Raw genomic sequence first — 22,464 nt, 5'->3', positions numbered from 1 at the left:
TTCTCGCGGGGGTGACCCCGCCCGGGGCCCGGCGCCCCGGCCGCTCAGTGCCAGAGGAGTTCCTGGCCGGGCATCTGCTCCGCGCCGGAGCCCGAGCGCCGCGACCTGCACCGCAGGCAGGTGACCGGGTGGGTGGAGGGGCGCAGGCGCATGGGGTCGTCGGCGGCCGCGCACACCACGGCCGGGATCTCCACGCCCACCCAGACGCGCGTGGTGAGTTCGTGGACGATGCTTCCGTCGCCGATCCGCGCGGCCTTGGCCTCGGCCAGTTCGGCGCGGCGGCGGTGCAGGGTGGCGGCCAGGTGCTCGACCTCCGGCGCGTGTCCCGGTGGGGTCGAGCCTTCGGAGGCCGCGTCGCCCCGGGCTGCGTCGCCCTCGAGGGTGGAGCCGCCCTCCCGGGCTGGCTCGTCGGCGGTGCGGGACCGTGGGGCCGGTTCGAAGCCGGGTAGCGGGATGGAGCCCGGGTAGGGCTCGGTGTCCTGGTCGGGTTGGACCCGGGGGACGGGGCCGAAGCCCGGGAGGGGGACGGAACCCGGGATGGGGCCGGTGTCGTGGGCGGGGTGTTCGGTCATGCCCTCCAGGATGCCCTGCTCTGTCGGGCCCCGCACACGGGCGCGCGGGTCGTCCGGCGGGGTGAGCGCCCCGACCGCCCCGGTCGGTGGTGGGCCGGGCGCGGGGCGAAGGAGCACGCGTCGCGAGCCCGGGCGGTACCGAACCGTCGGCGCGAAACACCGGGCGCGGTACCGACACATCCCTCCTCCGGCCGGTATCAATGGAACCGGCGGCCCCCCACCCCCGAAGGCGTGTCCCTTCGCCGGTGAGGAGATCATGGCAGAGCTGCCCCTTGAGGGTCGTACCTGGTGGGCGCGGTCGCGGGCCGTGGCGAAGGAGGTGCGCGCCCGGGTGGGCGCCAACGCCGCCCTGATCGTGCTCGCGGTCATCGCCGCCACGCTGGCGTGGACCATCGCGGGGGGTCTCGTCCAGGACCACCAGCCCTTCTTCGCGCCCATCGCCGCGGTCATCGCTCTCAACGTCTCGGGCGGGGAGCGCGGCGCCCAGGCGCTTCGGCTGCTGATGGGTGTGTTCATCGGCATCCTCGCGGGTGAGTTCAGCCTGTGGATCACCGACTACAACGTGGTGGCCATGGTGCTGGCCACGGCGTGTGCCATGACGGTGGCCGCGGCGATCAACGCCGAGCGCATCATCATCGGTCAGGCGGCGGCGAGCGCCATCCTCACCACGATCTTCGTCGGTGGTGCCAGTCCGGGCACGGACCGGCTCGTGGACGCCCTGATCGGCGCCGGTGTGGCCCTCGCCTTCAGCCAGTTGTTCTTTCCCGCCCGGTTGGTGGCCCTGCTCCGCCGGATCGAGGAGGACGCGCTCAACGAGATGGCGAGCATGCTCGCGCTGGTCGGTCGTTCCCTGGGGGAGGACGGGGAGGACTCCAGCGAGCAGTTGGTCAACCGGTTGGGGGATCTGAGCCGGCCCATGGCCGAGTTGAGCAAGGCGCGCGAGAGCAGCAGGTCCACGGTGCGGCTGTCCACCATCCGTTGGGGGAACCCCGAGCCGGTGTTGGAGGAGGACGAGGTCATCGAGCGGTTGATCCTGCTGGGCGAGAGCTGTCTGTTCCTGGCCCGCACCACCACCGCCATGGGTGTGGAGGAGCAGCGGGAACTGGCGCCGATCGTGACCGACATGGCCGACGTCCTGACCATCCTCGCCGACGACCTCAGCAGCCGTGAGGCCCGTGAGGAGGCGGTGGAGCGGGCGCTGACGGCCGCGCGCGCCTATGGGGCGGGCGCGCCCGACGACGACCCCGTCACGCACGCCACCCATCTGGCGGTGGAGATGGTCGCCACCGACATCATGGTGTTCGCGGGGATCAGGTTCGAGGAGATCGAGGACGTCCTCCAGGGCGATCTGGAGGACCCCACCGTCCCGCATCCGCAGGGCGAGCCGTGGTTGCCGTGGCTGAGCTGGCGCCCCCGGTGGCGGCCGGTCCGGGTGCGTTTCCCGTGGCGCCGTCCGAGGGGTCAGTGACGGGCGGCGCGGCGTCTTCCGGCCAGGGAGCGGACCCCGCGCACGGCGAGGCCGAGGAGGAGCCCGTTCCCGTACGCGCCCAGCACGTACAGGACCAGGAACACGGGAGCCTGCGCGTCGACGGGCATGCCGGCCGTGTCGAGGGCCGCGAACGTCAGGACCGAGAGCACGCTGCACGGAAGCAGCCACACCGCGAGGGCCAGCTCGGGCATGCCCGAGCCGAAGCCGGGGCCGAGGTGGATGACGACCGCCGCGGTGAGGAGGGTGGTGGCGAGGGCGAGGTAGACGCGAGAGGCTCGGTTGTCAATCGAGGCGGCGAGGATATGGCGCACGATGCTCCCTGGTTCCGAGGTGTCACCAGGGTGCCGCACCGGCTCGGCGGGCTCCTGAGTACGGGTACTCAGGAACCCGCCCGCGTCCCCGTACTCAGAGCCCGGTTCCGGCTCAGTTCCGTTGTGAGGACGGTTCGAAGCGCACCACCACCGACTTGGAGGTGGGGGTGTTGCTCACGTCCGCGGTGGAGTCCAGCGGTACCAGCACGTTGGTCTCCGGGTAGTAGGCGGCGGCGCTGCCCCGCGCGGTCGGGTAGTGCACCACGCGAAAGTGCGGTGCGCGGCGTTCGACGCCGTCCGTCCACTCGCCCACCAGGTCGGTGTACGCTCCGTCGGCCAGGCCCAGTTCGGTGGCGTCCTCGGCGTTGACCAGCACCACTCGGCGGCCGTCCTTGATGCCCCGGTAGCGGTCGTCGAGGCCGTAGATGGTCGTGTTGTACTGGTCGTGGGAGCGCAGGGTCTGGAGCAGCAGCCGTCCTTGGGGGACCTGGGGCGCGTAGGTGCCGTTGGCCGTGAAGTTGGCGAGTCCGGTGGCGGTCGGGAACCTGCGTTCGTCGCGCGGGGCGTGCGGCAGCGCGAACCCGCCGGGTCGCCGTGCGCGTGCGTTGAAGTCCTCGAACCCCGGGACGACCCCGGCCACGTGGTCGCGTACCCGGTCGTAGTCGGCCATGCGGTCCCAGTCGACCGGGGTGTTCCCGAACAGTCTGCGGCCGAGTTCGCGGACGATGTCGACCTCCGAGCGCATTCCTTCGGAGAGGGGGCGCAGCACCCCGTGTGAGGCGTGGACGAGCCCCATGGAGTCCTCCACCGTCACCCAGCGGTCGCGGCCCTGCCAGTGGTCGCGGTCGCTGCGGGCCAGGGCGGGCAGGATGAGGGCCCGGGTCCCGGTGACCACGTGCGAACGGTTCAGCTTGGTGGACACGTGCACCGTCAGTCCCACGCGGCGCATGGCGTCCTCGGTGACCCCGGTGTCGGGTGAGGCCGCCACGAAGTTGCCGCCCATCGCGAGGAACACGCCCACCTCGCCGCGGGCCATCGCCCGGATCGCGTTCACGGTGTCGTGTCCGTGCTCACGCGGTGGTTCGATGCCGAACTCCGTGCCCAGGGCGTCCAGGAAGGAGTCGTCGGGGCGTTCGAAGATGCCCATCGTGCGGTCGCCCTGGACGTTGGAGTGGCCGCGTACCGGGCACACGCCCGCGCCGGGGCGGCCGACGTTGCCGCGCAGGAGCAGGAAGTTGACCACCTCGCGGATGGTCGGTACCGAGTGCTTGTGCTGGGTCAGGCCCATGGCCCAGCACACCACGACGCGTTCGGAGGCCACCACCATCGCGGTGAGTTCCTCGATCAGTGCCCGGGAGAGTCCGGTGTCCCGTTCGGTCCGGGCCCAGAAGGTGTCGTCGGGTTCGGCCAGCAGGGCCTGGGAGAACGCCTCGTACCCGTGTGTGTGGGTGGTCACGAACGCGTGGTCCAGGACGTCCTCGCCGCGCCGGTCGGCCTCCAGCAGGAGCCGGTTGACCGCCGAGAACAGGGCCAGGTCGCCGCCGACCCGGACCTGCATGAACAGGTCGGTGAGGTCGGTGCCGCGCCCCATCAGGCCCCGGGCGTACTGCGGGTTGCGGAACGTCTTCATGCCGGCTTCGGGCAGCGGGTTCACCGTGACGATCCGGGTTCCGCCGCGCTTGGCCTTCTCCAGCGCGGACAGCATCCGGGGGTGGTTGGTGCCCGGGTTCTGCCCGGCGACGATGATGAGGTCGGCCTCGTAGAGGTCCTCCAGGGACACGCTGCCCTTGCCCACGCCCAGCGTCTCGGTGAGTGCCGAGCCGGACGACTCGTGGCACATGTTGGAGCAGTCGGGCATGTTGTTGGTGCCGAGCTGGCGGGCGAACAGCTGGTAGGCGAAGGCCGCCTCGTTGCTGGTGCGGCCCGAGGTGTAGAACACCGCGCCGTCGGGCGAGTCGAGCCCGCGCAGTTCCTCGGCGATCATGTCGAGGGCCTGGTCCCAGGGGATCGGCGTGTAGTGGGTGGCGCCCTCGGCCAGGTACACCGGTTCGGTCAAACGGCCCTGCTGGCCCAGCCAGTACCCGGAGCGCTCGAACAGGTCAGCGACCGGGTGCCGGGCGAAGAAGTCCGCGCCGACGGTCCGGCGGGTGGCCTCCTCGGCGACGGCCTTGGCGCCGTTCTCGCAGAACTCCGCCCGGTGGCGTTTGCCGGGCTCGGGCCAGGCGCACCCGGGGCAGTCGAACCCCTTCTTCTGGTTCACGGCGAGCATCGCGGGCAGGCCGCGCCGCACTCCGGCCTGGTCGTTGACGTGCCGCACGCTGTTGATGACCGCGGGGACGCCCGCCGCGCTCTCCTTGGGAGGCCCGACCTCCGGCGTGTCCTGGGCGGGGTCGGGCATGTCCGAGTCGTGGTGTGTCACAGTCCGAATTCTCTCACCGAGTCGCCCTCTGTCCAGAGGTCCCGAATAGTTTTGTCTCCGAATGGGGCGAACGATATCAAGGACCCGGGCGTTGTTGTTGCGGGGGTCCGGCGCGTGTATTCTTGCGCGATGTTGCTGAGCCAGCTGAAGTACCTGACCGCGCTGGCCAAGGAACGGCATTTCGCCCGTGCGGCCCAGGCGTGTCACGTGTCCCAGCCCGCGCTGTCCACGGCCATCCGTCGGTTGGAGGCCGAGTTCCGGGTCCCCATCGTCAGGCGGAGCAACCGGTTCATCGGGTTCACCCACGAGGGGGAGCGGATCGTGGCCTGGGCCCAGCGCGTCCTGGCCGAGCACGACACCCTGGTGGAGAACGTCCGCAGCCTGCGGGAGGGGCTGAGCGGGCGCCTGCGTATCGGTGCCATCCCCACGACCCTGAGCTCCATATCCCTCATCACCAGGGCCTTTTGTGAGCTCCACCCGCTGGTGACCCTGTCGGTGGTGTCCATGACCTCCCAGGAGATCGAGCGGGCGCTGGTCGACTACCAGATCGACGTGGGGCTGACCTACGTCGACAACGAACCCCTGGAGAACGTGCGTCGGCAGTCCGTCTACCGGGAGCGCTACGCCCTGCTCACCGACGAGCGGGGGCTGCTCAACGGGCGCGACACCCTCACCTGGGCCGAGGCCGCCGAGGTGCCGTTGTGCCTGCTCTCCCCGGACATGCAGAACCGCCGCATCGTCGACCGGGCGTTCCGGCGGGCGGGGGTCGAGGCGGTGCCCAGGGTGGAGACCAACTCGGTGAGCGCGCTGTGCTCGTACGTCCACGAGACCCGCTGGTCGGCGGTGATGCCGCACGCCTGGCTGGCGCTGCACGCGGTGCCGGAGGGCATGCGCGCCATCCCCCTGGTGGAACCCGAGGTCAGCAAGGAGATCGGGCTGGTCGTCGCGGACCGCGACCCCGAACCCGTGCTGGCCCGCGCCCTCATGGACACGGTGGCGGGCGCCGACCTCCAGGCGCGGTTGGACCTGTACCACCCCTCGGGTCCGCGACCGGGTGAGCCCGCCGAGGCGCGGCCGGTCCCCGGCCCCGCTCTCTGAGCCGGGTCGCGGCGGGCTCGATAAGCGGACGTTATCGCCCGACAATGAACGTGTATTTGATTCTCGTCACATGAGGTGTGACGATGTCCCATGCTCGCGGACGCACATCCGGCAATAGCCGGGAAAGCGGACGCCTATTCGGGTCGGAATACAATCGTGAGGTTGGGTAGTGCTGTCGTTTCTCGATCGTGCCAGGAGTGTGGCGCCGCCCGGATACAGCCGGTGGTTCATTCCCCCGGCCGCGCTCGCGGTCCACCTGTCCATCGGCCAGGTGTACGCGTTCAGCGTCTTCAAGACCGCGTTGGTGGAGCGCTTCGACACCTCGCTCACGGCGATCGGTGTGGTCTTCAGCATCTCCATCGTGATGCTGGGGTTGTCGGCGGCCTTCGGCGGCAAGTGGGTGGAGGCCAACGGGCCCCGTAAGGCCATGTTCGTCTCGGGGCTGTGCTGGGGTGGCGGTTTCCTGGTCGGGGCCCTCGGGGTGGCCACCGGGCAGCTGTGGCTGCTCTACCTCGGCTACGGGGTGCTGGGCGGGATCGGCCTGGGTATCGGGTACATCTCGCCGGTGTCCACGCTCATCAAGTGGTTCCCGGACCGGCCCGGTATGGCCACCGGTCTGGCGATCATGGGGTTCGGTGGCGGCGCGCTGATCGCCTCGCCGCTGTCGGCGGCGCTCCTGGACCGGTTCGGGCAGACCCCCGCCGACGCCATCGTGCCGGCGTTCCTCATCCTGGGCGCCGTCTACTTCACGGCCATGATGCTCGGCGCGGCGACGGTCAGGGTTCCGCCGCCGGGGTGGCGGCCGGACGGGTGGGAGCCCCCGGTCCCGGCCGGGGGAGCGCGTGTCGCGGAACCGGCGTCGGAGGGCGTGAGCGTGGAGCGGGCGTTTCGCACCCGCCAGTTCTGGCTGCTGTGGATCGTGCTGTTCTGCAACGTCACCGCGGGGATCGGCATCCTCGAACAGGCCGCGCCGATGGTGCAGGACTTCTTCGCCGGGGTCGGTCCCGCCGAGGCGGCGGGCTACGTCGGCTTCCTGTCACTGTGCAACATGCTCGGCCGTTTCGTGTGGTCCTCGACCTCCGACCTCCTGGGCCGCAAGCGCACCTATATCGGCTACCTGGGGATCGGCGCCCTGCTGTACGCGTTGATCGCCGTGGCGGGGACCGGTTCGGTGGTGCTCTTCGTGGCGGTGACCGGTGTGATCCTGTCCTTCTACGGCGGGGGGTTCGCGACCGTTCCCGCGTACCTGAAGGACCTGTTCGGGACGTTCAACGTCGGCGCCATCCACGGGCGCCTGCTCACCGCCTGGTCGTGCGCGGGCCTGGCCGGGCCGCTGATCGTGAACGTGGTCGCCGACCAGCAGTTGGCCGCGGGCCGTTCGGGCGCTGACCTGTACACCGTCTCGCTGTACCTCATGGCGGCGGTGATGGTGGTCGGGTTCGCGGCCAACGCCCTGGTGCGTGCGCTGCCCGAGGACTCCGGGGCGTCGTCCGACGAGCCCGCCGACCCCTCCAGGGAGCGTGTGTGAGCGGGGGCGCCCACACGGGCGCGGAGCAGTCGGGGGGACGGCCCCCGTCGGAGCCGGTGGAGGAGAGGGCGATGGATCAGGGGACGGGCGACCGGGTGTCGAAGGCGGCGGCGCTGTTGCTGTGGGTGGTGGTGGTGCTCGCGTTGGCCTACGGGGTGGTGAACACCGCGATCAAGGCGGCCGCCCTGTTCACCGGCTAGCGGGCGGGCGGGGGCTGCCACCGGGGGAGACGCCCGCCGGGGGACGCGGTCGGTCTCAGTCGACCGTGCCCACGAAGGTGACCGGTGGGTAGAGGGGCGTGAAGTCCTGGTCGTGGAACTCGACCGTGTACTGGACCTGGTGGTCCCGCGCGTCGGCCCAGCAGTCCTCGTCCCAGGTGGCGGACTGGCCCGGGCCCAGGCTCTCGGGCGGGTTGACGTTGTCGCCCAGGGCCGGGGAACCGGACTCGCGCAGGGGGTCGCCCACCGAGCACGAGCGGGTCACCAGGCCGGTCGGTACGGCCTCGGAACCCTCGTTGGTGACCTCCACCGTCCACGACAGGTAGGGCAGGTCGGCCTCCTCCCCGGTGGAGGGGTGGACTCCGCCCTCCTCCACGCCGCGGGCGAACCCTCCCACGCCGATGGAGAGGCCGTCGCCGAAGTCGTGGGTCTGGTCGAGGCCGACCACGACCGGGTCGAACCCGGTCTCGGGTCGGTCCTCTTGGTCCTCGACGCCGTCGGGGTGGGACCCCCTGGCGGTGGGCGGGGCCGGGGCGGGCGCGGAGACCGGTTCCCGGGCCCACCATCCGGCGCCGAAGCCGACGGCCAGGGCGACCACGGTGCTGATCACGGTGACGATCCAGCCGGTTCTGGTCATGCGGGGGCGTCCCTTCCCGGGGCGGGCGCGCGGCCCGAGGCTCAGGGTGACCGTACCGCACGCGCTCCCGGGCGCGGTGGCGGTGGCGGTGCGAGGACGGTCGGGGCCGGGTCGGGGCCGGGGCCGGGTCGTGCCCGGTCCGGTGCCCGGCCGGGTGACGCCTGTGGACGTAGGGGGTCGAGACCGTGAGCTGACGCGTCGCGGGCCCGGGCTTCCTAGCGTGGGGGCATGAATTCCACCGACCGCCCCGCCCCGTCCCGCCGGACCGGGCTGGGCCTACCGTTTCCGGCCGTCGTCGCCCTGGCCCTGCTGGCCGCGCCCCGGGTGGTCCTGCACGACCTCGGGGTGCTTCAGGAGGGCACCCTCGTCAACGCCCTCTTCGTGTTCGTGCCGCCGTTGGTGTGGATCGCCGTGGTGGTGTGGCGGAGGGTGCCGAACCCGTTCCTGACCCTGCTGGTGGTGGGGGTGGTGTACGGGGTGTTCCTGATGCTCGGCCACCAGCTGCTGTGGACCACGGCCTGGGACGGTGATCCGCCGACCCTGGGGGGCAACCTCAGTGACCTGCCGCCGGTCGCGCACGCGGTGATCACGCGCGGCTTCGCGGCGGTGAGCAGTGTCGTCACCGGGACCCTGGTCGGGGCGGTCAGCGGTGCGGCCGCCTGGGGCGTGGACCGGTGCGTGGCCAGAGCGGTCCCTACCTCCTGACCCGCGCCGGAGCCGGGCGCGCCGAGGGCCGGTGTCCGCGAGGTGTGGTCGCGCGCGCGGACGCCGGCCCGGTGCGGGGGTGGGGTGCGGTCGGCCGGGTCAGTTGACCGCGACGGAGGAGCCGCCGGTGATGCGGAGCAGTTCGGTGTGGTCGGTGGGGAAGACGGTGTGCGGAGTACCGCCCGCCGCCCACAGGCACGGGTGCTCGGCGAGAGCGGGGTCCACCACGGTCTCCACGGGAGCGGGATGGCCGAGGGGGGCGACGCCGCCGATGGCCTGGCCCGTGGCCTGACGTACCTCTTCGGGGCGTGCGCGCCGGATCGTGCCCTTGCCCAGGCGCTGGGCCAGCAGGTCGACGTCGACCCTGTGCCGACCGCTGGTCATCACCAGCAGGGGCGCCCCGTCGGCCATGAAGACCAGGCTGTTGGCGATGGCGCCGACCTCGCAGTCCAGGGCCTGTGCGGCCTCCGCGGCGGTCCGTGTGGACGCTGGAAGCGCGCGTATCCGTCCCTGGACTCCGCTGGCCTCAAGGGCGTGTGCGACCTCGCGGCTGCGTTCGGGCAGGTCCTGGAGCTGGTCCATGTCGTTCCCCTCGTCGTTCTCGGCCGCAGGCTATCGGAGGGGACCCCGCCCGCGTGTTCGGCGGTTCCGTGCCCGCGTCTCAGTCCGCGATGAGGTGGCCGTCGAACCCGGCCCCCACCAGGTACGCGTAGGCGGAGCGGACCCGCTCGGGGACCTCCTGCGGTACGGAGAACCCCCGTGCCGGGTACTCCATCACCCGTTGCAGGTCGCCCACCATGGTGTCCATGACGAGCCGGTCGTCGCCCACGGTGCCCAGGTAGGAGTCGAACCCGGTCCGGGCCGACGCGCACACCGCCTCCACCTCGGGCCAGATCCGGCGCGCGGTGGCGTACGCGCGGCGCTCCATGTAGGGCTTGCACACGAACATCACCGAGCGGACGGCGATCCCCGAGTCGGCGAGCAGAGCGCGGGAGCGGCTCAGGTTCTCGCCGGTGTTGGTGGCCCGGGTCTCGGTCAGGACCGCCAGGTCGGGTACCCCCAGGCTCAGGACGTGTTCGCGGTAGTGCACGGCCTCGCCCCTGGGGAACCGGGCCAGGGTGGTGGGGCTGTTGGCACCGCTGATCACCATGCGGGGGAAGAACCCGCGCCGGTACAGGTCGGCGGCGGTGGTGGCCACTCCCAGGTCGTGGCTGCCCAGGACCACCGCCACGTCGCACGGTCGCGGTTCCCGGCCCAGCCGCTGGTAGTCCCAGACGATCCGGGCCCGTCGGCGGACCTCCTCGGTCAGTTCCCCGCGCGCGTTCGCTCCCACACCGCTCCCTCCGCCGCCGTCGCGTGTCAGGGGCACCCTACGGCGGCGGAGCGGTGCGGGGGTCAGCAGACGCTGTCGCCGGGCTTGGGCACGCCCAGCCCGAAGAGGGCGCGGGCCCGCAGGCCCACCCAGGTTCCGGCCAGGGCGAAGACGGCCCACAGCCACCCGTGCAGGCTGCCCGAACCGATCCCGGCCAGGTAGGCGCCGATGTTGCACCCGCCCGCGAGTCGGGCGCCGATGCCCATCAGGACACCGCCCACCAGCCCGGCGGCCACCAGCTTCCAGCTCAGTCCGGTGTGCCACTTCCAGGTGCCGGCGGCCCCGGCGGCCACGGCCGCGCCCAGGATGATGCCGATGTTGGTGAGGCTGTTCTTGTCCTGGAGGACGGGCCCCGCGAGCTGCTCGGCCTGGCCGGGCTGGGACCAGAACGCCCAGGTCTCGGGCTGGGCCCCGACCAGCTGGAGGGCCTTGGCTCCCCACAGGTTGAACGCCGAGGTGATGCCCCAGGCGCCGCCGGAGACGACCAGCACGGCGGTGCCCAGGGCGGCCAGGACCAGGGCGCCCGCCACCAGGGGCCAGCTGCCGCGCACGACGCGCGCGACACCCTCGGCGGAGGGCGGTGCTCCCACGGGCGGCGGGACGCGGCGGTTCTGCACGAAGCGGGTGATGACCACCACGGCGACCAGGGCCGCGATGGTGAGGAGCCAGGAGCCGCCCCAGCCGACGTGGTCGGAGAGCAGTACCGGCGGGATCGCGGGCAGGTCGGACACCAGGGGCCAGGCGAGGCTGTACAGCTGGGAGCCGACGATGAACCCGAAGAGTGTGATGAGGATGGCGGACTGTCCGGAGCCGACGGCGAAGAGCGTGCCGGAGGCGCAGGCGCCGCCGAGCTGCATGCCGATGCCGAACAGGAACGCCCCCGCGAACAGGGCGATGCCGATCGGACCCGCCGAGGGGGCGGGCTCGTTGCCGAACAGCCCGGTTCCGGTGCCGATGACCAGCGCGAACAGTGTGGCGGTGGTGCCGAGCAGGACGGCGTGGGCGCGCAGCCCGGTGCCGTTGCCCACCGCGAGGAACTGGCGCCAGGCGGAGGTGAACCCGAACCGGGAGTGGAACAGGGTGAAGCCGAGACCGGTGCCCAGGAGCAGCAGGACGGCGGGCAGAGGGCCGTGTTCGGACCAGACGAAGGCGGCCAGGCCCAGGGCGCCGATCAGGGCGACCCCCAGCGGCCACCAGCGCACCGGTTCGGCGGCGGGAGCGCGCGGCGGCGGAACCGAGAGGGTGGGGTTCCACTTCAGGGCCAGGGCGGGCGAGACCCCGGAGTCGGGATTGTCGGTCGGTTGGGTGGGTGTTGCGGTCACAGGGACGTGTCCAGACGTGACGGGGTGGGGCGACGTGTGGTCGCGGGGTCGTCGGAAGCACACCGGTGCCGCGTCGGGCGCGGAGGAACGGGTCGGTCAGCGCACGCGTGGACGGCACCGGCGGCGACAGAGGCCGTCATCGGTGCTCGTCAGCGACATGGAGATCAGAGCCATGCGCAGAAAACGGGCGGGACCGGACATGGGGAAGATTCTAGGGCATGGCGCGGCGCGTCCCCCGACCCGGGGCCACCCGCAAGGCTGGGGTAGGGACGACCGTCAGAGCCCAGGTGGAGGAACGCCGCAAACTCTCCGCGCTCCCGGTGCGTCGAATGAGTGACCGAGAGAACCTGGATAGGGCCGGGAGCGTGCCCGGCTGTCGAGCGAGGGGCGTGAGTGCGTGTCAGATGAAACAGCGGCCAATCCGCAGGACGCCGACAGCGGTGGGCAGGACGCGGAGACCGCGGCGGCTCATCTGCGTGAACTACCGCAGGACTTCCAGGAGGCGGTCGACGAGGCCAAGCGACTGCTCAGCCATGCCCCCACCATCGCGGGGTGGGACGCCTTCGGTGAGGAGCACGAGACCCACATGCGAGAGGTCCAGTCGCACGCCGCCACTCTCGCCTCCAACATTCGCGGTGCCTCGGGTCGGATCAGCGGCACCGACCAGTCCGCGGAGGAGGAGTTCACGGGTGAACGGGCACAGGCCCCCATCGTCGAGGGAATCCAACACCTCAAGCGCAACATTCGGGTGGGCTGGTAGGTGGTCGGGTCGACAAGAGGGGAGCAGCCGACGTGTCCCAGCTGAGGTACACCGAATGCGAGATCGACAAGGACAAACTCATCCTGGCTCGGGACGGGTTCGAGTCGCTCCACGCTAAAATCACCGGAAGGGGCGACGGGTACAATTCGATCACTCGCCCGACCGGCGACGAGTTCAGTGATCTTCTCGGCGACGGAATCAAGCGGCTCGCGACCGGCAACCAGCAGTCCTGGGGCGATTCCCTTCTGGCCTGTTTGCATGCCTATGGTGTGCTCGACAGAGCGGCCAAGGCCACCGGCCTGTACAACCAGAAGATCGACGACCTCAAGGCGCGGTTCGCCGAGGCGAGGAATCACGTTCCTTCTGAAGATCTGGACAGTTACGTCGGGGTCGACAGGCTGGCACTCATCAACATCGAGGCCCGTCGCGCGTGGTACTGGTTGGTCGAGCAGTGCGAGGAGATCGAGGACATTCTCCAGGACGGGCCCACCGCATACCGCATCCGCCAGTTGGCCGAGGCGGGACACTTCGGCGACAACGAGCAGATCGGATACCAGTCCACGGGGGAAGCCGACTTCATGCTGGTTTCAGCCATCAACCCCCGACTTCTCGCAAAATGGATACGTAGTACTCCCACCTCGGAACACGACTTGGGAAAACTCGGCGAGGATCACGGCCTGGCGCTACTCCAGAGCCTCGAACGCCGCGCCCAGTATGCTGAGAAGAACGGACTAGAGCTCAGCGAGTCTGAAATCCAATTTTACGAAGACCTGTATTCCGAGTTGGGTGCAAATGGCGATTATGACGGTTTCCTGGGTTTCCTCTCGTGGTATGAGGATAGGGGTGACGGATTCGACGGCAACAAGCGCCAGGAGATCATGCGCACTCTTGCGAACGGAGTTCTGGTGTTATCCAATGAGCAGGTGGGCGGAGCCATGGGCCGGCTTCCGGAAGACATCCGAGAAGCAGCGCTAGGGCAAACCGATAACCTGGATGGTTTGGCCTCTTTGTTGATGCACTCGTCACCCGAGATTAGGGGCGGGACAGAGTTCTCGACTAGCCTGCTGCGCACCAGTTCAGATATTAGCCCTCTGGATCTAGAACCCTTATTTTCCAGGCCTCAACGCCATGAGGCCCTCCAGTCGCTCGTCAGTGTGGCCACGCGCAATCCTGAAGCCAGCAACATCATCCTTACTGGTGAGGATTTCAGCGGGAACAAATACCCGGTGCACGCGGCGCACAAACACTTAACCTCGGAGCGAATGCTGGTAAACCTGTACTCCGTCCCGTGGCCTGATGAGGGCGAGGCGGTGCGGGGGCTCGTTGGCTGGATTACATTTGAGGGTGACATGGCGCGTGACATCCCGGCGGGAGCCCAGAACAACGCCATGGTCGAGTTTATGAAGATCATGGATAATAAAGCCGTCGTCGAGGCTCTGAGTTCGACGAAATCCAGTATCGAGTATGAACAAGGTGGCCATAAAGGCGAATGGAGGGGTGTCTCTGCGACGCAGTTGAATCCGGAACTGGCCGCAGGCCTAGCAGACCTTGTTTTTGCATATCCAGAAGCGTTCGGAAATGGCACTTGGCTCGATCCTCACAATCCTGTCGAGACTGGGATGCGCCATAATGTGCCTAGATTGTCTGCGGAATCACGACTCGCCCTCACACAGTTGGCAGTGAGTGATCCGAACACGGCCGCGCGTCTCTATGGGGGGGTTCGGGCCATGTCCACTCAGGCGATGTCCTTGTACGCAGTGGACGCCACCGCTGCCGAAATTGGCGGTAGGACGGGTGTTCTTACTGGTCTGGTCGAGCAGGCACTGCTCAATGAGGCCGACAGGCGGCAGGAGAACGACGAAGAAGCCGTTGCCAGGAGCAACCAGGCGAGAACCCGAGCAGCGGATTTGGGTGCAGCTCTCCTGGTGGACCTTAAGGTGCCCAACGTCGTTGCGGTTGGTCTCAAACAGTTCGTTGAAGATGCCTGGTCAGTTGAAGGAGGTGGGAGCGCCTCCCCTCATGTGCCGGTCGGTAATGATGGGGTCGAGAAAGAATATATGACTAGCGTAGCCATTCAGGCGCTGGTCGCGCAGGACCCAAGCTTGATGGACCAGATCGAGAGTAAGTACCCGGGAGTAGTTAAGGGATCTGGTTCTGGCCGGAGAATACCGTTCTCCCCGCAGGATTGGGATCACCCTGACGGTGGGAACATCATTGACAGTATTTTGGCCGAGGTTGGCCAAGAGCCGTGGCCCGGTTCCGAGGGTGAGACGGCAAAGGATGCTGTCAACGACTATATTGGAACCTTCAACACCAAGCGGGGCCAGTGGAGCAGTTGGGGGAATAACTGATTTGGGAACTGTTTGGTTAGGGTTGGGGGATTCGGGGTGTGCCCTAGTTATTTTGCACTGCGGGAGCGTGATCCGGTACCGCCCTTGTTAGCGGATGCGTTCTCGCCCCGCCCTCATGACCAACGGCAACCTCATCAACGCCGAACAGGCCGTCGGTGAAGCCCCCAGCTCGGGTCCGGTCGTACACCAAGCCCGGGGTCTCCTGTCTCCTCACCGGTGAACGCTCGTGTATTACGGGCCAAGGTGTCGAATGCCGCAACGTGCATCTGATCGACCGAATCGAGGCCAAATACCCTGGTGGGGTGGTCGAGGGGTCGGGGTCTGATCGGTACATTCCCGAGATCACGTCGGACTGGAAGCATCGAAATCCGGAGAATATCGTCACGAGCGTCCTGGCTGAGATGGGTGACCAGCCGTGGCCCGGTTCCGATCACCTGTTGGCCCGGGACGCCGTTGATCAATACATCGAGAACTTCTCCGGGGGACGAGAAGTCTGGCAGGCCAGGAGTGACGACTGACGGTGGTTCGCACCGGCGCTGTGTGTGCCCCCCGGACCCGGGGCCACCCGCAGGGGCGCGCCCGCCTACGTGCGGGGGAGGGGGCGCCGTCACGATCGTTCCGGCGGCTGGTTGGATGGGCCTGTGGAGGACGGCGTTCCACGGCGCCCCCGCCGCCTTCCCTGGGGAAGGCCGCCGCGTGGTCGCCCGTCAGGTCCTCCGCGAACGGAACCCGGTTCGGGCTCCGGCGTGCCCCAGGCGCCGGCCCCCGGCCGGGTGTGATCCCCCCACGCGCACGAAGGAGTCACGTGTACGAGTACCGGAACGACCTCGCGACCACCTACCAGATCCTCGTCGACCAGGGGCAGGCCCCGACCGAGGTGATCAAGCTGACCGTGGAGGCGTCCAGTCTGACGGAGGACCTGGAGGCGGCCGCGCAGGCGTTCTTCGCCTCCCTGGCGGAGAACCACGACATCGAGGTCACCCAGTCGGTGCGTGCCACCGGATTCCGCACCGGTCCGGTGTTCCCGGTCGACTAGGTCGACGCGCGGGCCCCCGGGCCGCGGCCGTCCGCGGGCCGCGGTCCGGGGACGGACCCTGCGCCCGTGGAGCCGCTACCGTTCGTCCCCGGAGCCCCTGCGTCCTGGCTCGTCGAGTCCCCGGGGCGCGCCCCGCGGCACTCCCCACCGAACCGCGCCCCTCCGAGTCCGGGGTTCCGTGGGTCATGGCGTGACGCCTCCCGGGTGACGGCGCGGCGCCGGGACCCGTGGGACGGGAGGGGCACGGCCGTTCCGGATTCCCCTTGGAGAGTGTGTGAACGAGCAGCGCGCCGAGCATTTTCGTCGTGTCCGTACCGCCGCCTCACAGATGATGTGGGCACAGGACGACATCTATCCCTGGCTGGGTGAGGAGTGGCCCCCGCACCTGCGTCGGGCGTGGTCGGAGCTGGAGAGGGAGCTGGAGCGTCTGGCGGAGGAGGACGTCGCGGCGCTGGAGGGTTTCGACCCCGCCCATCACCTGTTGTCGCGGCGGGGGCCTCAGGGGCAGCCGATCACGTTGAGGGACGCGGCCGAGGACTGGCACCAGCGCATCACCCGGGGGCCGAAGATCGCGCCGGTGATCGGTCCGTCGGGGTATCCGAGTCTGGCCCCGGGGAGCGCGGTGATCCTCACGACCGGTTGGCACATGATGTTCGGGTTCATGTTCAGGGGGGAGTTCGACTCCCGTCTGGCTCCGGGGCGTCCGGCGGTGACCTTCGGCCCCCAGAGCCGGGAACTGGCGGAGGCCTACCGCGACCTGGCCGCCCAGTTGCGCGCTCCCCTGGGGGACGGGGCTCCGGGTCGCGCGGTGGCGGAGCCGGTGGCCGCCGACACGCCCACACGGGAGCGGGCGGTGTCCGAGGCCGACTACCGGAGGTTGTGTGAGCTGGCCGGGGCCGCGGCCGAGGCGGTGCCCTCGCGGGAGGAGATCATCGCCGATCGGGAGATGAGCGTCTCGGTGACGGTGGCGGACGTGGCCCGGAGGGTGTCGCGGATTCTGGAGGGCAGCCCGGAACCCGCGTGGGTGGAGCCCACGGAGGGGGTGGAACCCTCCGTTGATCAAGTGCGTGATGCCGCCATGGTCGTGTCCTTGGAGGAGCAGGGCCGGAGGCTCCGGGATCGGTTCGGGCGACAGGAGGCCCCTCAGAAACCGGATGAATGGGATGCGCTGGAGGACTACCAGTCCTCGTCCTGGCCGATCCAGAGGCCTCGGAGGCTGGTGTTGTCGCCCGCGTACGCCCTGGTGATCGCGGAGGTCCTGGACGAGTTCGCGGCCCGCTTCACCCCCGGACAGAGCGTGGGGCGGATGCGGTTCGACGCGTTTCCCCTGTGCGTGTTCCTGCGCCGCCTCGAAGCCCGGTGGAGTGTGCTGTGAGCGTGCGGCGCCCCGGAGGGCCGGGGTGTGCGGTCGGCGCTCCCGCTCCCGGTACCTCCGCGCGCGGCGCGTCGGCCATCGGGCGGCTCAGTCTGCCGTGAGCAGGGTGATGGTCCCGTTGTCGGTCCGTGCGGTGACCGTGCTGTCGCTGGAGTCGTCCGAGGGGAGGTCGTTGTCGATCACGCCGTTGTCGACGGTCTCGAACACCGCGTAGGGGCCGCCGGGCAGCGTGACCGTCGCGTCGCCGTTGTTGGTACTGACCTCCACCTCGGTGGGCGGTGCGGTGAAGACCGCTTCGATGCTGCCGTTGTCGGTGGCGGCGCTCAGGGTGTCCGAGCCGATCCCGGTGAGGTTCATGTCGCCGTTGTCGGAGGTCAGGGTGAGGGGGCCGGTCGTGTCGGCGACGTCGAGCGTGCCGTTGGCCGAGGTGAGCTCGACCGGTGCGGTGAAGCCGGACACGGAGACGGGCCCGTTGTCGGTCTCCACGGCCAGGGCGGTGTCGGCGGGGACGAAGACCTGGTAGCGGACCCGGCAGTCGGAGACGGCGCCGCACGTCATCTCCAGGGAGAGGGTGTCGCCGGTCAGCTCCCAGTCCCCGCCCGCGTTGCCCGAGTCCCTGCGCACCACCCGGACCTGTTCGGTGTCGTCGGGGACGATCTCCACCGAGGAGTTGTCGACCTCGACGATGAGGAGCGTGGGCACGTCGTCGTAGGTCTTCTCCTCCGGATCGCCGAGTTCGGGCTGGCCGAGACCGGTGATCTCACCGCACCCGGTGATCAGGCCGAGGGAGAGCAGGGCGCCTCCGGCGGCGAGCGCGGCGCGGGTGGTCGGCGGGTTCATGGGGTCTCCTCGTGCTGGGGGCGGGCCGCGAATCCGGCCAGGGCGGTGGTCGGCGCTTCCTCGATGGTGCGGGCGTCGACGGCCTCGGGGTCGGCCAGGTGCTCCATGGACAGGCCGTTGGTGTGGCAGTGCGGGGCGAGGGCGACGGTCTCGGGTGCGGCGGTGAACCGGACCCCGTGCCGTGCGGGGAGGTCGGTGACCAGGGCGGCGACCGAGGCGGACTCCTGTTCGGAACGCTCGCTCAGGACGGCGGCGAAGAGGTCCTGTTTGCCGCCGAAGTCGGAGTGGACGGCGCCCTTGGTGAACCCGGCCGCGCGCGCCACGTCGTCCACGCGGCTGTGGGCGTGGCCCCGCTCGGAGAACACGCCCGCGGCGGCGGTGAGCAGGCGGCCGCGCACCTGCGCGCGGGGTACGCGGGAGGCGGGTCGGCGCGGTGTGTCCACCGGGCGAACCTAGCATGGCCGCGGGTGTCGGATACCCGTGGGTATCGAACTGTGCGCCGGGGCCGCGGGTCGGTGCACGGGGGGCGGGGTCCACAGCGCCGTGGACCCCGCCCGTTCGGACGGCGAGGGCGCTACTCGGTGTCGTAGACGCGGACGTAGTCCACGACCATCTCCTGGGGGAAGGAGGTGGTCTCGTCCGGGTAGCCGGGCCACTGGCCGCCCACGGCGACGTTCAGGATGAGGAAGAACTCCTGGTCGAACACCCAGTCGCCGCTGACGTCGTCGGGGGTGACGGTCTGGAAGGGCACGCCGTCCACGGACCAGGTGATGGAGCCGGGGGCCCAGTCTACCGCGTACACGTGGAAGTCGTCGGGGAAGGCGCCGCCGTCCGGGTGGTCGTAGGAGCCGCCCACGCCGTCGCCGCCCGAGTAGCCGGGGCCGTGCACGGTGCCGTGGACGGTCCCGGGTTCGCTGCCGATGTGCTCCATGACGTCGATCTCGCCGGAGTCGGGCCAGGGGGTGTCCGGGAAGTCGGCCCCGAGCATCCAGAAGGCGGGCCACACGCCCTGTCCGGTCGGCACCTTGATCCGGGCCTCCACCCGGCCGTGGGCGTGCTCGACCTTGTTCTGGGTGGTCATGCGGGCGGAGGTGAAGCCGCCGTCGGCCTCCTGGCGGGCGGTGATGACGAGGTTGCCCTCGCCGTCCAGGGCGGAGTTGTCCCGGCTGGTGGTGTAGTTCTGGAGTTCCTCGTTGCCCCAGCCGTGGTCGCCGGTCTCGTGGTTCCAGTAGGCGGGGTCGGGGGCCTGGCCCGCCGCGCCGTCGAACTCGTCGGACCACACCAGCGCGGCCTGTGCGGTGTCGGTGGAGGTCAGTTCGCTGTGGTCGGTCACGTTGTTCTCTGTCCAGGTCAGGGCGGTGGCGAGGAGGGCGGTGGCCGCTCCCAGCCCCACGGTGGTGGTCACGGTGCGGCGCACGGCGGCGGCGCTCGTGGTCGGTCGTCGGCTCATGGGTGCTCCCGGGGTCGGGGGGCGGAGCCGGGTCCGTCGGCACGCGCGGGCTAGCGGGTCTCGCGCGGGTCCGAGGGGGTCGGCACGCCCCGCTGGAGGGTGTGAGGTGACTGTACGGTCGCGCTCCGGGGTGTCACAAGGGGGTTTCGGAGAGTATTTGGGAACGCTCCCATGTGCTCTCGCGGTCCCCGTTCGACGTGTTTCCTCGCGGTCCCTATGCGGTTCGGCAGACGACCGGCGCGTGACCGGCCTCCTACGTTGGCCACTCCGAACCACCGACCGGAAGGCCCAGCGATGCCGAGTTCCGTGCCGATCCCCGACCCCCGCGCCTCCGACCCCCCGCAGGGTCCGGCCCCCGGAAGAACCGGGAGAAGGCGCCTGACCGCCGTCGCCTGCGCCGTGGCGGCCCTCGGACTGCTCACCGCGTCCGTCACCGCCCTCACGGGGCGGGCCGAGGCGGACCCCGGCGCCGACGCCGGGGGCCCGCCCATGACGGGGCCCGAGTGGCGAGAGTGCACCGTGGATGACCTCCTCCCGCCGCCTCCGGAGGGTGTGGAGGCGCCCCCCTTGGAGATCCCGCAGGACCTGTGGTGCGCCGGGATCGAGGTTCCGGTGGACCACGGCGACCCGGCCGGGCGCTCCACGTCCCTCCAGGTGGGCACCCTGCCCCACACCGGTGACGGCGCCAGCCGGGGCACGGTCCTGTACGTGGCCGGAGGGCCCGGAGCCGGGGGAGTCCAGGACCTGGCCTTCGAACGGGAGACCCTCACCGACCTGAGGGCGGACTTCGACGTGGTCGCGTGGAACCCGCGCGGCACCGTCGGCGCCACCGCCGGGCTCCTCCCGCACGAGGTCTGCGGCGACCTGGGTCCCGTCTACCGGGACGTCGGCTCGGAGGAGGAGTTCGACGAGAGGATGGACGAGTACCGCGCCGTCATGGACCAGTGCCGCGACCGCGACCCGGTGATGTTCGCCAGCATGGACACCTCCCAGCACGTCGGGGACATGGAGGCCCTGCGGGTGGCCCTGGGCGAGGAGCGGCTCAGCCTCTACGCGCAGTCCTACGGAGGGGTGCGGGCCACCGCCTACGCCGAGCGGTACCCCGAGCGTCTCCGGGCCGTCTTCATGGACAGCACCGTGGACCACGTGAGCGACCCGGCGGTCATCGAGGAACGGCTTCTGCTGGGCCAGGAGGAGCTGTTCGCCGGGTTCGGGCGCTGGTGCGCCGACGACCCGGGGTGCGCCCTGCACGGAGAGGACGTCCAGGAGCGCTGGAGCACCCTCCTTGACACGGCGGCCGAGGAGCCGCTGCACGCGGGGCGGGCCCGGTTCGGGCGAGCGGAGCTGTCCCTGGCCGGAGCCGCGCTGCTGCGTTCCGAAGCGGTGTGGCCGCGCTTGGCCGAGACGGTCGCCCGGACCCTGGAGCGTGGGGACGCCACCCCCTTCCTTGAGGTCCTGGGAGGGCCGATGTTCGAGCCGAACACGGTCGTCGCCGACATCTGTGGTGACTGGGCGCCCTTCGACGACTTCGCCGGGTACCGGGAGGCCACCGACCGCGCCGTCGCGGTCTCGGAGAACTTCGGCCACGGCCGGAGCCTGCACCACCTGCCGTGCGCGGCCTGGCCGGAGGAGGGGGTCAACCCGCCCGGGCCCATCGACGCGGACGGTGTGCCGCCGTTCCTGGTCGCCGCCTCGGAGCTGGAGTACCCCTACACGGCCCCGGTGGCCGACCACGTGCCGGGATCGGTGGTGGTGACCGTGGAGGGCCGGGGCCACGGCCTGTACTTCTTCGAGACCAACACGTGCGTGGTCGGGCACGCGAACCGGTACTTCGTCGACGGGGCGCTGCCCGCGCCCGGGACGCGGTGCGCCCTCGACTAGGGCTCCGCGCCGCCCGGGCGAGCACCCCCGGCGCACCGGGGTCAGAGGGTCGCCAACAGCTCGGTGAAGGCGGCCGCGAACTGGGTGGGTCGCTCGACCGGGCCCAGGTGGCCGCCGGGGAGTTCGGTCAGGGGAAGGCCGAGCCCCGCCGCCAGGGCGGACACCGCTCGATGGGGGAGTTGACCCCGGGAGTCGACACCGGCCACCGGAACGAGCTGATCCCCGTGCGCACGGAGCACCGCCGGATCGGGTTCGTGGGAGGCGAACGGCACCAGGATGTGCTCCAGCATGAGTCGGTGGAGGCCCTCGGTCCTCGCGAAGAGCTCCAGGAGCGCGGGGGAGGGGGGTTCGGGAGCGGTGTCGGCGTAGCCCTCGATCCAGGTGCCGGTGTGGCGGATCTCGGGGGGTGCGGTGTCGTTGGGGACCGGGGCGGTCATGGCGGCGTTCATGAGCTCATCGGCCTTGGCGCGGTCCCCGGCGAGGGCGGCGTCACGGACCGCTTCGAGGGCGGCGCGGTGGGCCGGGGCGTTCGGGAGCAGGCGCACCAGCGGAGGCTCGTGGACGACGGCCCGGCGGACGCGGTCGGGACGGCGGGCCAGGAGTTCGAGGGCCGTGACCGCCCCGGAACTGAAGCCGAACACGATCGGAGGCGTGTCGAAGAGGTGGTCGATCAGGCCGATCGCGTCCTGCGCGTGGGCGGTGGGGGACTGGTCGCCCCTGGTCCCGCCCCGCTGCGCGGAGGCGGCGCGGGTGGTCATGGTGACGACGTCGTGGTGGTCGGCCAGGCGGAGGGCGAACCGCTCCAGGACGCCGCCGTGTCCGGCTCCTCCGGGGACGAGGAGCAGGCCGGGGCCGGTGCCGATGCGGTCGTAGCCGACGGTGGAGTCGTCGAGGGTGAGCGTGTGGATGGGGGGCTCCTCTTCGGTTTCAGGACTTCGACCAGTCGGTCAGAACGTGGTGGAGAGCGTCGATCGAGCGTCGCCACGACGCGTCCAGGTCGCGGTCGGCGGAGCGCCGGGTGGGCGCTAGCTAGCGTGCGCCCATGCGCAGCACCGAACACATCGGCATCATCGGAGCGGGGATCGTCGGACTGGCCCTGG

General features: G+C 70.4%; 22 protein-coding genes. 11 read left to right on the top strand and 11 right to left on the bottom strand.

The genetic code is table 11. The features are described from left to right. Nucleotides 1–44: 44 nt before the first annotated feature. Entirely contained in the window at nt 45–572 is a 528-nt protein-coding gene (locus ABZ635_RS16100; RefSeq protein ID WP_357765140.1) for a hypothetical protein, read from the bottom strand. Between the two features lie 256 nt (nt 573–828). On the opposite strand from ABZ635_RS16100, the gene ABZ635_RS16095 reads away from it, so the two are divergent. After that, nucleotides 829–2,040: an FUSC family protein gene (locus ABZ635_RS16095; protein WP_357765137.1), complete on the top strand. Its 1,212-nt coding sequence runs from the start codon at nt 829–831 to the stop codon at nt 2,038–2,040. Here the strand turns inward: ABZ635_RS16095 and ABZ635_RS16090 are convergent. Then, the gene (locus ABZ635_RS16090) at nt 2,034–2,372 is read right to left on the bottom strand and encodes a hypothetical protein (RefSeq protein ID WP_357765134.1); all 339 of its coding nucleotides are present in this window, start codon (nt 2,370–2,372) and stop codon (nt 2,034–2,036) included. The two genes, ABZ635_RS16095 and ABZ635_RS16090, sit on opposite strands and share 7 nt — an antisense overlap. A gap of 112 nt (nt 2,373–2,484) precedes the next feature. Continuing rightward, entirely contained in the window at nt 2,485–4,770 is a 2,286-nt protein-coding gene (locus ABZ635_RS16085) for an FdhF/YdeP family oxidoreductase (RefSeq protein ID WP_357765252.1), read from the bottom strand. Between the two features lie 150 nt (nt 4,771–4,920). Between ABZ635_RS16085 and ABZ635_RS16080 the strand changes: the two genes are divergently transcribed. The 3 genes from ABZ635_RS16080 to ABZ635_RS16070 all read left to right on the top strand — a co-directional run bounded on the left by ABZ635_RS16080 (nt 4,921) and on the right by ABZ635_RS16070 (nt 7,617). After that, on the top strand, nt 4,921–5,889 hold the full coding sequence (locus tag ABZ635_RS16080; protein WP_357765131.1) for a LysR substrate-binding domain-containing protein: 969 nt from the start codon (nt 4,921–4,923) through the stop codon (nt 5,887–5,889). A 169-nt stretch (nt 5,890–6,058) separates the two neighbouring features. Continuing rightward, nucleotides 6,059–7,417: an OFA family MFS transporter gene (locus tag ABZ635_RS16075; protein ID WP_357765128.1), complete on the top strand. Its 1,359-nt coding sequence runs from the start codon at nt 6,059–6,061 to the stop codon at nt 7,415–7,417. Between the two features lie 71 nt (nt 7,418–7,488). After that, nucleotides 7,489–7,617 (top strand): hypothetical protein, encoded by a 129-nt coding sequence (locus tag ABZ635_RS16070; protein ID WP_357765125.1) that lies wholly within the window; start codon nt 7,489–7,491, stop codon nt 7,615–7,617. Between the two features lie 55 nt (nt 7,618–7,672). Here the strand turns inward: ABZ635_RS16070 and ABZ635_RS16065 are convergent, their stop codons facing one another. Then, nucleotides 7,673–8,272 (bottom strand): hypothetical protein, encoded by a 600-nt coding sequence (locus ABZ635_RS16065; RefSeq protein WP_357765122.1) that lies wholly within the window; start codon nt 8,270–8,272, stop codon nt 7,673–7,675. Nucleotides 8,273–8,500: 228 nt separating this feature from the next. Here ABZ635_RS16065 and ABZ635_RS16060 point away from each other — a divergent pair, with 228 nt between their 5' ends. After that, a complete protein-coding gene (locus ABZ635_RS16060; protein ID WP_357765119.1) occupies nt 8,501–8,977 on the top strand; it encodes a hypothetical protein in 477 nt (158 codons plus the stop codon). Nucleotides 8,978–9,076: 99 nt separating this feature from the next. Here the strand turns inward: ABZ635_RS16060 and ABZ635_RS16055 are convergent, their stop codons facing one another. The 3 genes from ABZ635_RS16055 to ABZ635_RS16045 form a co-directional block, all read right to left on the bottom strand. Further along, the gene (locus ABZ635_RS16055; RefSeq protein ID WP_357765116.1) at nt 9,077–9,559 is read right to left on the bottom strand and encodes a YbaK/EbsC family protein; all 483 of its coding nucleotides are present in this window, start codon (nt 9,557–9,559) and stop codon (nt 9,077–9,079) included. Nucleotides 9,560–9,638: 79 nt separating this feature from the next. Beyond that, on the bottom strand, nt 9,639–10,310 hold the full coding sequence (locus ABZ635_RS16050; protein ID WP_357765113.1) for a YdcF family protein: 672 nt from the start codon (nt 10,308–10,310) through the stop codon (nt 9,639–9,641). Between the two features lie 62 nt (nt 10,311–10,372). Then, a complete protein-coding gene (locus tag ABZ635_RS16045; RefSeq protein WP_357765110.1) occupies nt 10,373–11,671 on the bottom strand; it encodes a YeeE/YedE family protein in 1,299 nt (432 codons plus the stop codon). 397 nt (nt 11,672–12,068) lie between these two features. Between ABZ635_RS16045 and ABZ635_RS16040 the strand changes: the two genes are divergently transcribed. From ABZ635_RS16040 to ABZ635_RS16020, 5 genes are all read left to right on the top strand, one after another. Next, the gene (locus ABZ635_RS16040) at nt 12,069–12,431 is read left to right on the top strand and encodes a hypothetical protein (protein ID WP_357765107.1); all 363 of its coding nucleotides are present in this window, start codon (nt 12,069–12,071) and stop codon (nt 12,429–12,431) included. A gap of 32 nt (nt 12,432–12,463) precedes the next feature. Next, nucleotides 12,464–14,782, top strand: a complete 2,319-nt coding sequence (locus ABZ635_RS16035; protein ID WP_357765104.1) for a hypothetical protein — start codon at nt 12,464–12,466, stop codon at nt 14,780–14,782. Nucleotides 14,783–15,042: 260 nt separating this feature from the next. Then, nucleotides 15,043–15,300 (top strand): hypothetical protein, encoded by a 258-nt coding sequence (locus tag ABZ635_RS16030; protein WP_357765102.1) that lies wholly within the window; start codon nt 15,043–15,045, stop codon nt 15,298–15,300. Between the two features lie 287 nt (nt 15,301–15,587). Then, entirely contained in the window at nt 15,588–15,818 is a 231-nt protein-coding gene (locus ABZ635_RS16025; protein WP_357765100.1) for a hypothetical protein, read from the top strand. Between the two features lie 274 nt (nt 15,819–16,092). Further along, on the top strand, nt 16,093–17,193 hold the full coding sequence (locus tag ABZ635_RS16020; RefSeq protein ID WP_357765097.1) for a hypothetical protein: 1,101 nt from the start codon (nt 16,093–16,095) through the stop codon (nt 17,191–17,193). Between the two features lie 87 nt (nt 17,194–17,280). Here ABZ635_RS16020 and ABZ635_RS16015 read toward each other — a convergent pair whose 3' ends face one another. From ABZ635_RS16015 to ABZ635_RS16005, 3 genes are all read right to left on the bottom strand, one after another. Continuing rightward, entirely contained in the window at nt 17,281–18,033 is a 753-nt protein-coding gene (locus tag ABZ635_RS16015) for a DUF4097 family beta strand repeat-containing protein (RefSeq protein WP_357765094.1), read from the bottom strand. Continuing rightward, nucleotides 18,030–18,476: a helix-turn-helix domain-containing protein gene (locus ABZ635_RS16010; protein WP_357765091.1), complete on the bottom strand. Its 447-nt coding sequence runs from the start codon at nt 18,474–18,476 to the stop codon at nt 18,030–18,032. Before ABZ635_RS16010 ends, ABZ635_RS16015 begins: the two co-directional genes overlap by 4 nt. A gap of 131 nt (nt 18,477–18,607) precedes the next feature. Continuing rightward, the gene (locus tag ABZ635_RS16005) at nt 18,608–19,483 is read right to left on the bottom strand and encodes a glycoside hydrolase family 16 protein (RefSeq protein ID WP_357765088.1); all 876 of its coding nucleotides are present in this window, start codon (nt 19,481–19,483) and stop codon (nt 18,608–18,610) included. 294 nt (nt 19,484–19,777) lie between these two features. Between ABZ635_RS16005 and ABZ635_RS16000 the strand changes: the two genes are divergently transcribed. Then, complete coding sequence (locus ABZ635_RS16000) at nt 19,778–21,364, top strand: alpha/beta fold hydrolase (protein ID WP_357765085.1); 1,587 nt, start codon at nt 19,778–19,780, stop codon at nt 21,362–21,364. Between the two features lie 41 nt (nt 21,365–21,405). Here the strand turns inward: ABZ635_RS16000 and ABZ635_RS15995 are convergent, their stop codons facing one another. Beyond that, a complete protein-coding gene (locus ABZ635_RS15995) occupies nt 21,406–22,209 on the bottom strand; it encodes an alpha/beta hydrolase (protein WP_357765249.1) in 804 nt (267 codons plus the stop codon). Nucleotides 22,210–22,464 lie beyond the last annotated feature (255 nt).

The sequence above is a fragment of the Nocardiopsis sp. NPDC007018 genome (assembly GCF_040635075.1).
Taxonomy (GTDB): domain Bacteria; phylum Actinomycetota; class Actinomycetes; order Streptosporangiales; family Streptosporangiaceae; genus Nocardiopsis.
The sequence above is the reverse complement of the archived record's forward strand: the minus strand, read 5'-3'. Positions and strand labels throughout refer to the sequence as shown.